10 protein-coding genes are annotated in these 13428 nt (G+C 43.4%); 3 read left to right on the forward strand and 7 right to left on the reverse strand.

Annotation, left to right across the window (positions count from 1 at the left end):
- Positions 1-8 precede the first annotated feature (8 nt).
- A complete protein-coding gene (locus tag GV030_RS11540) occupies positions 9-1910 on the reverse strand; it encodes an NAD-binding protein (protein WP_159582464.1) in 1902 nt (633 codons plus the stop codon).
- Positions 1911-2358: 448 nt separating this feature from the next.
- On the opposite strand from GV030_RS11540, the gene GV030_RS11545 reads away from it, so the two are divergent.
- Positions 2359-3018, forward strand: coding sequence for a response regulator transcription factor (locus GV030_RS11545; RefSeq protein WP_159582465.1), 660 nt, complete (start codon positions 2359-2361; stop codon positions 3016-3018).
- 445 nt (positions 3019-3463) lie between these two features.
- Positions 3464-3865: a TerB family tellurite resistance protein gene (locus GV030_RS11550; protein ID WP_159582466.1), complete on the forward strand. Its 402-nt coding sequence runs from the start codon at positions 3464-3466 to the stop codon at positions 3863-3865.
- Between the two features lie 28 nt (positions 3866-3893).
- Here GV030_RS11550 and GV030_RS11555 read toward each other — a convergent pair whose 3' ends face one another.
- The 3 genes from GV030_RS11555 to GV030_RS11565 are packed head-to-tail and all read right to left on the reverse strand — an operon-like array spanning position 3894 to position 7961.
- The gene (locus GV030_RS11555; protein WP_159582467.1) at positions 3894-5066 is read right to left on the reverse strand and encodes an acetyl-CoA C-acyltransferase; all 1173 of its coding nucleotides are present in this window, start codon (positions 5064-5066) and stop codon (positions 3894-3896) included.
- 38 nt (positions 5067-5104) lie between these two features.
- The gene (locus GV030_RS11560) at positions 5105-7504 is read right to left on the reverse strand and encodes a 3-hydroxyacyl-CoA dehydrogenase/enoyl-CoA hydratase family protein (protein ID WP_159582468.1); all 2400 of its coding nucleotides are present in this window, start codon (positions 7502-7504) and stop codon (positions 5105-5107) included.
- Positions 7488-7961, reverse strand: coding sequence for a MarR family winged helix-turn-helix transcriptional regulator (locus GV030_RS11565; protein ID WP_159582469.1), 474 nt, complete (start codon positions 7959-7961; stop codon positions 7488-7490). The genes GV030_RS11560 and GV030_RS11565 overlap by 17 nt, the downstream gene beginning before the upstream one ends.
- A gap of 93 nt (positions 7962-8054) precedes the next feature.
- Here GV030_RS11565 and GV030_RS11570 point away from each other — a divergent pair, with 93 nt between their 5' ends.
- Positions 8055-8624 (forward strand): hypothetical protein, encoded by a 570-nt coding sequence (locus GV030_RS11570; protein ID WP_159582470.1) that lies wholly within the window; start codon positions 8055-8057, stop codon positions 8622-8624.
- Here GV030_RS11570 and GV030_RS11575 read toward each other — a convergent pair.
- The 3 genes from GV030_RS11575 to GV030_RS11585 form a co-directional block, all read right to left on the reverse strand.
- Positions 8621-10441, reverse strand: coding sequence for a tetratricopeptide repeat protein (locus GV030_RS11575; RefSeq protein WP_159582471.1), 1821 nt, complete (start codon positions 10439-10441; stop codon positions 8621-8623). The genes GV030_RS11570 and GV030_RS11575 overlap by 4 nt on opposite strands.
- A gap of 406 nt (positions 10442-10847) precedes the next feature.
- Positions 10848-12554 (reverse strand): Ig-like domain-containing protein, encoded by a 1707-nt coding sequence (locus tag GV030_RS11580; protein WP_159582472.1) that lies wholly within the window; start codon positions 12552-12554, stop codon positions 10848-10850.
- Complete coding sequence (locus GV030_RS11585; protein ID WP_159582473.1) at positions 12551-13426, reverse strand: class I SAM-dependent methyltransferase; 876 nt, start codon at positions 13424-13426, stop codon at positions 12551-12553. The genes GV030_RS11580 and GV030_RS11585 overlap by 4 nt, the downstream gene beginning before the upstream one ends.
- Positions 13427-13428: the final 2 nt, after the last annotated feature.

Genomic DNA, 13428 nt, shown 5'->3' on the forward strand with positions numbered 1-13428 from the left:
TCGGTCTTTTAATCCTCAGAAAGAACAATCACCATATCCTTATCGGTAAGTGTAAACATATCTGACTTGCGTGGATTCACATATACGCCGTATCCTTTGTTGGCTTCTTTGGCTTCCTTGATCACACGATAGCCAATGGCCACTTCATTTTTTCGAGCTGCAGATTCCAGGATGGTATAGAAGTTCATGGGCTCGCCCACCTTTACATACTCTTTGGCTGGTTTGATATAAATTTCTGATCCGTCCGCATCAAAGAGGTCTTCAAATACTCTCATCAAAAACTTATTTTCTGAAACCTGACTCATTAGCAAGCTGATCAGTTTATCGCTTACGATGAAGTCATCAGCACTCGTGATGTCCGCCAATTGTCGGTTTCGGATATCGAGCATCTCAGACACGATCTTGTATTTCTGTCCGTTTTTCTCGGTGAAGTTTCTCAGGTGAAGCAGGGTGATCAGGGTCTGTGCATCGGCCTCCTGTATCGGGAAATAATTCTGGTAACAGAGCAGCATGATGTAATCATACTGACCCAAATCCATGTTCTGGAGGGTTTCTCTGTCGGTAGTGTCAGTCACTTCAAAGCTGAGGTGAATGTTTTCAACTAGATTCGAAAGCTTATTGATCGCCTTGGCCGCATCATCAAACTTGGACATCACCTTTACATGGGATCCTGGAGGAACATAATAGTCAAGTTCGCGGATGATGTGTCTCGCTCTGTTGTTCCAGCCCAAAATCAATATTTTTTCTTCGTCTTTTACTTCCGGCTCTGTGTAGACAATCTTGTCCTCAAGCAATTCGATAAACTCAGGGGAGTTCGGAACCAAGGTGTCGTCATCTTCTGTAATACCGATCACACTGTCTCCTTCTCTAAAGATGGTATCCATCGTAGGGTTGATTTCCACCGAGCCATCGGCATACTGAATCCCCATGATTGCTGAGTCTTCATAAGCAAAAAGAATCTCCCGAAAGGTTTTACCGATCAGTGACTCTTCTTCCATGAAGTAAATTTCATCCCCACCAAAATCCATCAGTTCAATGTAGACCACACTCAATCCAGACTGACGAGAAGTCTGCACCATGATCCTGGAAATAATCTCATCCGACAAAATGAGCTCCACCTCATCTTTACCCACCATCTTGGCCACTTCAAAGTTTTTCTTATCCTCCATCTCCGCAGTGATGTGATATGGGGCCTCTCTCCGCTCGGGGTTGGTGACAATTGCCACAATGGTTTTAATGATTTGGGAATCCGAATTCTCGTTATCCTTATCCAGTATAATGATTGACTTGGTATCAAAAGGGTTGGCTATATACAAATCATGAACATCGATCGGATTCCCTGTTCTACAGATTACGACCGTATTGGCTGTACTGCCCACTTTGTCCCGGATCTCGTCCTCCATGAGCACCTTGTCCATATCGGCCAGAATCACAATGACCCCACGGCGCTGGTTTTCATTGGCAATGACAATCTCTGAAATGATTGTAAATATTTTCGATGACCATCCCAAAATGAGCACGTGATCTTTTTCTATCACAAAAGAGCGGCCCTTTCTCAGCTCATCCATCTTGGTGAGGATACCATTGGAAACCAAACCTATCAAAGTGGAGATGATCACCAGACCAAGAAATGTTGTGAACAGCATGAACACCCTGAAGGGCCAGTTGTCCTCATGATTGCCCAATACACCAGGATCTAAAACGTGTGTGAGGTTCACCCACAATGATTCAAAAATAGTAAAGTCTTTATCGTGATCGGGGTGTAGACCGAACATCAAGAGGAGCACTCCAAAAACGATGATGATGATCAATGACAATATCCCCAAGCCATAGATCATGGCCGCCGTGCCTTTCGATAAATAGTTGTCAAACTTGTAGTTTAACCTGGTTTTAAGCGGGAATTTACTCATTTGGAGTGTCGGTATTGAATATGACTTGAAAAGATACGCAAAACTAAACCAAAATATAAATTAATCACCCTAGATGAAGATGCGTTTGCACAAACTATTCGCGGTTTTCATGCACCATTCCTGTGGTAGCAAAAGTCAATTTGGTCCAAAACGGCATGAACGCTCCCTACCCTGGCAAGCGAGTTGTCTTTTGCTTGTCTCTACATGGTCCTGCCGCTCGTCAAAGTACGTCATATCTCCTGTTAGTGTATCCATCGTTGATATTGTCACTTTTCATGAGCCTTTTTCCTCATTTTGGTCTGAGCATACCCCTTCTCTAAGGTTCCCTATTTCTAAAACATATCCCATAATGGGCTTTGGGCACCTTAGAAGCAACTTTATAATCCATTTTCATACGGTTTTCAGTTTCCATAAGTTATTAGCTAAATTTGGGAGATCGGTGAATAGAATGGAACAACAATCAATCAGCATTTTGATGGCAGATGACCATACCTTATTTAGAAAAGGTATGTCCATGATGGTCAAAACTTTCCCGGGGATCACCTCTGTAAAGGATGTAGAAAATGGTCAAAAAGCATTGGATTTGCTAGCCATTGAGAAATTTGATATCCTTCTTTTGGATCTGGAAATGCCTGTGCTCGATGGTTGGGAAACTGCTAAAAAAGTGGTGACCAAGTTTCCGGACACCCACATCATCATGATTTCCATGCACGATTCTCTCAAATTGATTTCTGATTTGATCGAGATCGGGGTACATAGCTACCTCCTCAAAAGCGCAGAACCGGAAGAAGTGCAGAAGGCAATCAGCTCAGTCATGAATAATGATTTCTATTACAACCAGCTTGTAGCCCGAGCACTCCACCAAAAAGTGCAAAAAGGAGCCATCAACAAGCCCTTGTTCAATGAAAAAAGCCAGCTGACCAAGCGTGAGGTAGAAATTCTCGAACTCATTTGCCAGGAACTGACTATGAAAGAAATTGGTGATCGACTATTCATTAGCGAACAAACCATCCACACGCATCGCAAAAATCTCATGCGTAAAACAGAAGCAAAGAATGCCGTCGGGCTGGTAAAATTTGCTATCCAACAGCAAATTGTAAGCTTTTAACACCTACCACTTTTTGGGTATTTTTTTACACCTTTTCTATAGGTTGTTCTCGGCAAAAACCTCTTTCATTGTCCTGAAAGGCCCTTTCTGAATCTCCAGTTCCATTTTGGCCAATTTTGCTATTGTTAAATGAAATACTTTAGTGCCGCAGTTTCGTCTGCAATAGGTTGATGGTTGAAAGAAAGAGAGAGGCTCTAGATATTTCGCTTAATCTGTTGGTATGCCAAACCTCTTCAGGTCTTTAGCTTTCTCTCTTTCTTTTATTTTTTGAAAAATTTTCCTCCGCGTTCCAACCATTTCCACTTTCACCGTTACTTAAGCTTAGTCATAAGGAAGCCTTACCAAAGTCTTTTCCTTGTTGCAGGTCAAACGTAATCTGAAGAGGATTACTGAAAAGTCTCTTGTTTGTGGTTCACATAATGAGAGACTTTCTTATTTTAGGTCAATGAGTAAACAAAAGGATAAGAGTCAAATTTCAATATTGATCCACCTGGCCTCCATGGACGGAGATATTGATGACACAGAAAAAGAGTTGATCTCCAGAATTGGCATGGCACATGGTTTGTCCGAAGAGGAACTACAGGAGTATTTTGATCATCCGCTGGAAAAAATTGACTTCAGTAAACTCAGCGAAGATGAATCTTTCGATACGCTCTACAATTTGGTTCATCTGATGAAAGTGGACGGAAAGATATTTGACGAGGAAATTAGCTACTGTATGAACATGGCCAAGAAACTAGGCTACCCGCTGGAGGCGGTGATGGACCTGTATAGTCAGGTTCATGCCAATGTGAAACTCAAATCCGAAATACAGAAAATCAAAAGAAAATATCACAAAAAAGGGTAGCCAAACAGCTACCCTTTTTTGTGATCAATTAATTGAGGTATTCATAAATACCAGCGACTCCCTGGCCACCTCCCACACAGGCCGTTACCATTCCATATTTTCCTTGTCGTCTTTTCATCTCATTGAATAGAGTAATGGATAGTTTGGCTCCGGTACATCCTAATGGGTGCCCCAATGCTATGGCGCCTCCATTGACGTTCAGAATATCCGTATTCAGGTCCAGGCCACGGATCACCGCTAATGATTGAGCGGCAAATGCTTCGTTGAGTTCTATCAGATCCAGGTCGTTCTGTTTCAAACCAGCCTGCTTCAGTGCTTTCGGCACAGCAGCCACAGGGCCTATGCCCATGATACGTGGGTTAACTCCTGCCGCAGCATAGCTCACCATTCTTGCAATTGGCTGAAGGTTATATTCCCTCACCATCTTTTCTGACATGACCATGACAAAAGCAGCTCCATCCGAGGTAGGCGAAGAGTTTCCTGCTGTGACCTGACCTCCTTGTTTAAATGCCGGCCGTAAGCCGTTGAGCGAATCCATGTTGGTATCGGCCCGGACGCACTCATCGGTGTCCACCACATAGGATCTTTTCTTTCGTTTGTCTCCTTCCAGGTATATTTCTTCCACAGTTACCGGAACAATTTCATCCTTGAACTTTCCGTCAGCGATGGCCTTCGCAGCGTTCTGATGCGACTTCATGGCAAACTCGTTGGCATCATCCCTCGAGATATTATAATCTATGGCCACTTCCTCAGCTGTGAGGCCCATACTCAGATAATACTCAGGGTTGTTTTCAGCAATTTTCCAGTTGAGAGCGGTCTTGTACCCCAGCATGGGCACCAAAGACATGGACTCTGTACCTCCAGCAATAATACAATCGGCTGTACCTGAGTGTACCCTGGCGCAAGCCAGATGAATGGCTTCCAGCCCTGATCCACAATATCGGTTAATGATCATACCGGGCACTTCCACCGGAAGTGACAACAGAGAAATCATCCTTCCCATCTGCATGCCTTGCTCCGCTTCCGGGATGGCATTGCCCACAATCAGGTCATCTACCCTTTTAGGATCAAATCCTTCAATCGAATTCACCAGATGTTTGATCACATCAGCCGCCAGATCATCGGGTCTGTAAAATCTGAAGCCTCCTTTTTTGGCTCGTCCTACGGCTGATCTATATCCTGCTACTATATATGCATCCATTTTATTAGTGTTTTTGGTCTTGAATAATGTTGTGTTTTCTAATTGCGAAGTGGTTTTCCTTTGAACAAAATACTCTGAATGCGCTCCAACGTCTTTTGCTCCCCACACAAACTCAGAAATGCTTCACGCTCCAGATCAAGCAGATACTTCTCTGAAACAAGCGTAGGCGCCGAAAGGTCCCCGCCGCTCATCACCCAAGCCAGTTTTTTCGCAATTTTTGCATCGTGTTCGGAAATATAAGCTCCATACTTCATGCCTGTGATGCCGGCCTCAAACATAGCCATGCTGGTACGTCCGTGAACTTTGATATCGGTTCGTTCTTTGGGCTGGGTATAGCCCGCATCGGCCAGTTCGAGTACTCGCTCTTTGGCATCAGCCAACAACCTCGCTCTGTTAAGGGTAATCCGATCTGCAGCAGTCAATATGTCCATCGCTCTGGCCTCATGCGCTGAAGTAGCCACCTTGGCGGTTGCGATATTCATAAAGTACTCCTGCAAAATGTTCAACTCTGGGTCATTAGGCATGAACTTGTCCGAAGCCCGGAGAGTCAACTCCTTGGTACCACCTCCGCCTGGAATCAAGCCAACACCCACTTCCACCAAACCAATATAGGTTTCCGCGTGGGCCTGAATGGCATCACAATGAAGCGAAAGCTCACAACCTCCGCCCAGCGCCAGACCGGAAGTAGCTGACACCACAGGAACGGTGGAGAACCTGGCCCGGGTCATGGTGTTCTGAAACTGACGAATCATCATGTCGATCTCATCAAATTCCTGATCTACCGCAAACATGAACAACATAGCGAGGTTGGCTCCGGCAGAAAAATTCTGGCCCTCATTGCCTACTACGACTCCACGAAAATCTTTTTCCGCCATGGTAATCGCCGTGTTGATTCCTTCGATGACTTCCGCACCAATAGAATTCATTTTGGTGTGAAATTCCACATTCAGCACACCATCTCCTATGTCGTAAATAGTAGCACCGTCATTTTCCCAAACGACGTTATTTTCTTTGAAGGCATCCAAATAAATAAAGCCTTCGGTACCCGGAACTACTTTATAAGATTTCGAAGGAATGTCATAATAATGCTTCTTACCATTTTCATACTTGTAGAAAGACTGATGGCCGGCAGCCAGCAACTCATCTACCCAGGGAGCAGGTGCCAGATTCTTTTTTTTCATCTGATCCACACAATCTTTCAGACCCATGGCATCCCATGACTCAAACGGACCGAGCTCCCAACCAAACCCTGCAGCTACAGCCTGATCAATACGATAAAGCTCATCTGCAACCTCGGGTATGCGCACGGTACAATACCTGAAAAGATCGAAGAACGTGGCTCTGTAGAAATCTCCTTCTCGGCCTTCCTCATTGATGACAATTTTGAGTCTTTTCTTGAGGTCTTCCTCGTTTTTAGTTTTATCCAGTACGTCTAGTTTCACCTTGGCCTTCTGCTCGTATTCAAAAGTCTCCAGGTTCAGTTCCAGAATTTCTTTGTTCCCATTCTCTACTACTTTCTTATAGTAGCCTTGTTTCGTTTTATCTCCCCACCATTTTCGATCGTAAAGTTCCTGTACAATCTTGGGCAGTTTGAACATTTCTCTGGATTCATCATGAGGCAGGCCCTCATACAATCCTGCGGCAACTTTCACGGCCGTATCGAGACCTACCACATCCATGGTTCTGAAAGTGGCCGACTTGGCCCGACCGATGACTGGTCCAGTGAGTTTATCTACTTCATTTACAGTCAGGCCCATTTTCTGTATGGTATGCATACCCGACATGATGGCATAAATCCCGATTCTGTTAGCTATGAATGCTGGAGTATCCTTACACAGTACCGTCTCCTTGCCGAGGAAAAGATCCCCATAGTGCAAAAAGAAATCAACGATTTTCGGATCTGTTTTCTTGGTGGGTATGATCTCAAGCAGCTTGAGATATCTTGGCGGGTTGAAAAAGTGTGTTCCACAGAAGTGTTTCTGAAAATCTTCACTTCGCCCTTCCAGCATAAAGTTGATAGGAATACCCGAGGTATTGGAAGAAATCAAAGTCCCTGGCTTTCTGTACAGCTCTACTTTTTCAAACAGAGATTTCTTGATTTCGAGGTTTTCCACCACGGCTTCAAGCACCCAGTCGTAATCTTTGATTTTCGATAAATCGTCATCAAAATTTCCGGTGGTGATAAGGCTCGCTTTCTCCTGATGGTAAAGGGGTGAAGGCTTTGAGCTGATGGCTGTTTGTAAAGATGTATTGACGATACGGTTCTTTACGTGGGGTGAATCAAGCGTAAGTCCTTTTGCTTTTTCCTGATCTGTAAGTTCCTTTGGGGCAATATCCAAAAGTAAAACTTCCAGACCGATGTTGGCAAAATGGCAGGCAATGCGGGATCCCATAATTCCCGAGCCCAATACTACTGCTTTCTTAATGGTTCGTTTCATAAATGAAGGCTTCTGCTAGTTTATCAAATAGGTTTTTGTCGTCTATGAGCTGGGTGACTGAGCGGGTCACTTCTATGAACGTGCGGATATCCTGCTCAGGTACCAGTTCTCTCAGTTTTGTATTAAATTCTTTTACCGCTTTTCTCGAAAACTCTCTTTTTTCCTTGCCAAGATCCGTCAGAAAAATCCTGACTGAGCGACCGTCGTTTGGATCCTGTTCGCGATAGATCCACTTCTTTTCTTCCATGGTTTTGAGCATCCTTGTGAGCGAGCGTGCTTCGAGCCCCATAAGCGGCGCTATTTTCGTGGCAGGTGTTCCGAGTTCCACATCTATATTGAGCAAGACGAATCCTGTAGATGCAGTAACATCAAAAGGGGCTCCGTATTGGTTGTACATCCTGGAAATCGCATGCCAGGCCACTTTTATATTATAATCTACGGTATCTTCTCTTTTCATTCTCGTAAGGGTAATAACCAAAGATAGCTAAAATATGTTATGCATGCATACTATTTTTAGGATTGTGATGCCGCAATATTTAGATTTGATTACATGGATCAGGAGAACAAGCACCTAGTTAATATTCCCAGCTCATTTTATTCATTCAAAGAAGAAGGCCCATTTCAGCATTGTGTGGAGTGCGACCGATTTCTTCTTGATGAGTCTTGCGACTATGTGATAGAAAAAGCCATCCGCAACTATCCGGACTACAAGGCAAGTGATGTCATTTTTGATTATGCCATCTGTATGGATTGCGCGATGGAAATACAAAAAGGTCTATCGGCAGAGTCAATGCGCAAGATTCAGGAATTTATGCAGGATCATCTGCACCAAAATATGACCATGAGGGAACCTGCAGCTGATCCCGATTCGTATACGGAGCATTGCCTGGTGAGCAATCGTCCTGTAGCTGAATGTGAAGAGTTTCAGATTTTTGCTTATTGTCGCGGTAATAAGGTCAATTTACAAATGCCACCATATATGATTTCCGGTCAGGTGCTGGATCAAATTTCCGAATTACTTTCTCCGGAAACCAGAGATGAACTGGATGGCTTTTTCAATAAGCACTTTGCTCCTGATCCAAGCTTAATGGAGCCCACTCCGCGCCTGGTCCTTATTTAATTGGCTAAATCACCGCGAAGTTTTCTTATGCGCGTTCTTGCCTCAGCGGCATGTCGGCTACCTGGGTATTTTTTCAGAAATTCCTGATAAATGGACATGGCTTCCTGATCCTTGTGAAGATGATCGTGCAGGATGGTTGCCTTCCGAAAAAAAGCATCATCGCTTAAAATATCATAGCTGTATTGCGTGATGATTTTATCCAGGTGGAGAATAGCTGCCATATAATCTCCGGCCTCCAGTTCGAGTCTGGCCTGGAGCCAGTAGATCTCATCGGTAATACTGTGACCGGGATGCTGCTCCAAAATTTCATTCAATTTTGCTTTTGCCTGCTCAGATTTATTCATGAAAATCATCAGCTCCACAGATGCAAAATCTTTCATCACCTGATCGGTGGTATCAAAGACGGTGTTATCAGAAATCAGAAGACTCAAGGCAATGGCGTCATTGGCAATGGTACGTGTAGTGGCCAGTTTCAAAATATCCAGATGGCTTTTGGCCAGTGAGAAATTTCCTGTGAAATAATTCAGGCGTGCATTCCTCAGTTTCGCTTCATATGCCAATGGAGATTCTTTATGGGCCTTCTCCACCTGAGAGTAGAGCAGGGTGGATTCCCAGGGCTGATCCGTGAGAAGATAAATATCTCCGAGATCCAGTTTCGATTCGGAAATGAGTGAAGCCGGGCTGCGATTATTGTGGATGATGGCATTCAAAAGGGTGATGGCCTGAGGTAATTCATTGAGATAGAAAGCATGAAGCAGGGCTTTATTTCGTAAGGCCTCCAAGGTAGTCGGATTAGGGCCCATTTCTTCATAAAGTTTTGCATATTCGTCCGCCAGATTTCTAATGGCTAGTCTATCCACAGGAAATTCGTTTTTTACTTTGTTTTCCTTAGACCTGATCAACAAGCGACGGGCCGGCGGATAGTTATATGAATTGGGATAGGTATTAATCACATACTGATAAATGTCGATAGCATCCTGCCATGATTTATTGTCATAAGCAATCTGGGCAATCCGCATGCATTCGTTTCCGGGTTGTTGGTTTCGCTTGTCCAGGGCGCGTCCCTGAATAAATGCCGAATAGAAATCTTTTCTCTGAAGAAGTAGCCAAATAAGGAGATCCGAATAAAGTGTCTCATTAGGATTTCGCTGCGTTTTTTGAATGAGCGTTTGCTCAAGAAAATCCTGATCCTCTTCTTCTGTGAGAATATTCTGAAATAGGTTTTTCACATAAGTCAAATTCGCGGGGTTGCCCTCAGCGTAGTTGATGTATTCGCTGGTCATCTCGGGCTTGTTGTTGGTAAGGCGATGTATGGCTGCCATATCCAGCGCGAAAGAAGAGGGTCTGCCATTGGCCGCTCTTGCTTTTTCATAAAAAAAGATGGCCTCACGATAAAGCTGGCGTGAAGCCAGATTCTGAGCAATGGTGCTCAGCTGATACTGATTGTCAGCATATGATTTGATTAGCTCATTCAGAAATTTCTCCTTTTTATCGAATTCACCAGCATACTGGTAATAAAAAGCCAAATCGACCTGATACTGAAGATTGGACGGGAAAAATTTGAGCACTCGCTGCAAATACCGCTCGGCTTCTTTCAATTCATTTGCATCGAGCATCAATTGCATATAATTCGCATGAATTAGCGGAATGGCCTGTTTTGTTTTTTCCAGGCCTTCATACATCAATTTGGCCTTATCGAATTCGCCCTGCTGAAAATATTCATTGGCCAATTTCGCATCGCTACTTTGGGCATGCACGCTCAGTTGCGGAATGAATAGTATTATTAGTAGAAAAGTTTTGAGGGTATGTTTCTTCATTTGATGACGTACCAGTTATCCACGTTAAGTTATGTACTTAATAAGTATTATATAAGTTTTAAATAAAAGACTATTTCTATTATTAAGGCTGTGGAAATGTGGGGAAAAAAAGTTGATTTATTTAGGAGAGTCGTTTTTGTGCATAAGTGGGAGAAACGGTCTTGGATTTCCACAGTGCGTGTATGTATTAAACGATTGAATATAAGTAGGTTATAGAAGATGTGTAGATAAGTACCATGAGTTGGATGTTGAAAAGATTATGATGGACAGGTGTTGGTAGAAGAGTTGATAACTGTGGGTTTGTGAGGGTAGTTGAGGGAGTTATTGGTGTTTGACCAAAGGAGTGTGAATGAGTGTGAATGGTTAAATGTTAAACACAGAATTGTCCACATTATTTGTTGGTTATTCAGAAGGAATAATTGAGTTCAATGTCCCAATTGGCTCTCAGTGTGGTCTCTTCTTTGAAGTAGATAACGGGCTCTGGTTCGGTGTTAGTAAGTATGTTTCCGGGTGACCATTGACTATCGTTGTTCGAATCAACCAATACTCTTACCCAGTAATTACCTGGTGGTATTTCTGTAAATACACACTCGGTGCACGAGCGGATACTTTTGACTGGAGTTTGTTTATTGATGATCTGGACGAAATATGAGGGTGCAGTGGTGGCGAGCTTAACACGTATGATTCCAACGTTTTCGTTTTTTCCAAATTTGTAGTTCTGCGTGATGTTCACGGATGTGTCTTGTTCACAGGAGACAAACGATTGTGGGGTGATAGAGAGGGTGAACTGATCTTTACTTAGTGATGCTAATTTTTGATTGATGGATGCTTGTACAGAGTCCAGTGCGGTACTGTCCAGCGGGTGGTTAGTAAGATAGTGTGTGAGACTGTCTCTGAAATGCGCAGCGGTTAAATCAAGACTGAATGTGAGGGATGTGAAGTTATGGTTGAATTGAACTTTCTGGGGCTTGAAATCCAGCGTGGTGATGGTGTCTATGGGAATAGATAGGAAATTGTCCTTTATAAGCTTGCTGGGCTTGTTGAATTCTATGGTGTATCGCTGGTGAGGGAATACAGAGGTGTTGGATTTGGGGCTAAGTGTGACCTTGTATTCATCGGCTTTTCTGGTTGATTCTCTGAATTTTACATATACCGTATCCGTACGTTCATTTTTTAAACTATCTGTAACTGAGATGAACGTTTGCACACTGTCTATTACTGTTTCGGTTTTATAAACTCTTATGGTTTCTTTTTCACCAACAATAGTGCTTGGGAGGTAGGTGGAGTCTGCTGTAGATAGGGTATAGTGGTTGATAGGTTTGGTATATCTGATTTCGAAGTATCTACCCGATGGTCTGGCGGAGATGAGTTTGAGGTTAGCGGCATTAATGTTGACCATGGGAATGTGAAGACTGTCTGCACTGGTTTCAGTAAGACGAAGGGTGTCACTTAGAAAGCCATATTGTTCGGAGGCAGGATCAAATAGAAGGTTCTTATTGGCATCTTCAAAGGACATGAGCCTGTATGGATTCGCTTTGATGTTTTGTATTTTGAAGGTGCCCTCATCAGTAGAGGTAGTGAAGTAGGTCGGTTTAATAGATTTGAAGTCTAGTGTATCTGAAAGTTTATAAAGGCCAATAGTGATTTTCTTCGTGATGGTACCGGTGAATAGATCCGCAACTGTACCAAATATGGATAGGGAATCAATGTAATCTCCGGTACTAAAAGCAAGGACCAGATTTTCTGCAGGGTTTCTTTCTGTGATGTCAGTAATGCCATCGAAGAAGTTGAGTGTATAGGTGGTACTGTCTTCGAACGGCTCTTCGAAGTTGATCCAGATCGTTTGTTTTTTGACAAGGGTTTTATATTTCACTTCCGTAATGGGCGTGATGACAAGATTTTGTTTCAGTTTATCTGCATTGATGAATTCGTCAAATGTCATTTCTATGGACTGTTCTTTGAACCGTAAGGACTGGTCAAGAGGCAATGACGAGATCAAAGAAGGAGGGATGGTGTCTTTGGGACCACCGGTGGGAGTTATCGGATTCGCACAACTGTGTAGAAACAGGTCCAGGATAATGATGATAAGGAATACGGATAGCAGCTGTTTCATTTGGTGAGAACGTAGATGAGGCTTGAATATTCTGATGTTTTGCGGGCTTGTTGATTCGATTTCATTCCAACCTGGAATGCCTTGAGGTAGTTGGTTTTACCAGTTTTATATTTCTCACTTAAGAGACTCACGTAGTAGGCATCAAACTTCATGGGGTATGTTTTGATAAGATTGAGTTTGCATTCTTTTGCCAGTTTCTCTAGTGATACCCGATTGAAATGAGATAGGTGTCTGGGTACATCATAAGCGGCCCAATGGCTTCCATAATGTTGGGCATCATGTGATTTATGATTGGGTAGTGCAATGAACAAGAGCCCGTCATCGACGAGCGATTTGCGTAATGCTTTGAGGGTGAGTCTGAGTTCATGCACATGCTCTATGACGTGCCAGGCAGTAATGATGTCAAATGTTTTGTTGTCAAGTTGTTTGAGGTTGTCGAGAATGGGAAGACCGGTGAGGTTTTCCGCGATGGTTCTGGCCTGGGGTGAGGGTTCGAATCCTGTAGCAATGAAACCGTCCTTCTGCAGATGTTGAATGAAGAGGCCGGTACCACAACCAAAATCAAGTATTCTTTTTTGATCACTATGTGATTTGATCAATGAGGTCTTATGGGCAAGGGTGATTTTCCTGACTTGTTTGTAGAGCCAGTTGACTGGATTGTTGGCTTTATTGGTGTGCGATATATAGTCGCTGTGCTGGTAGTAGGAGCCTATGTGGTCTTGATCCGGGCGTGGGTTGGTGATGACAAGACTGCATTTCTTGCATTGTACCAGTGCGAAACTCTCTTTGGACGCAGCGTGATCTTCGCATATGAGATAGTTGGTCAGCAAGGTATGTTTGCAGGCGGGACATTCCTCCAGTTTTTGATACATAA

This window comes from Marinoscillum sp. 108 (genome assembly GCF_902506655.1).
GTDB lineage: Bacteria > Bacteroidota > Bacteroidia > Cytophagales > Cyclobacteriaceae > Marinoscillum > Marinoscillum luteum.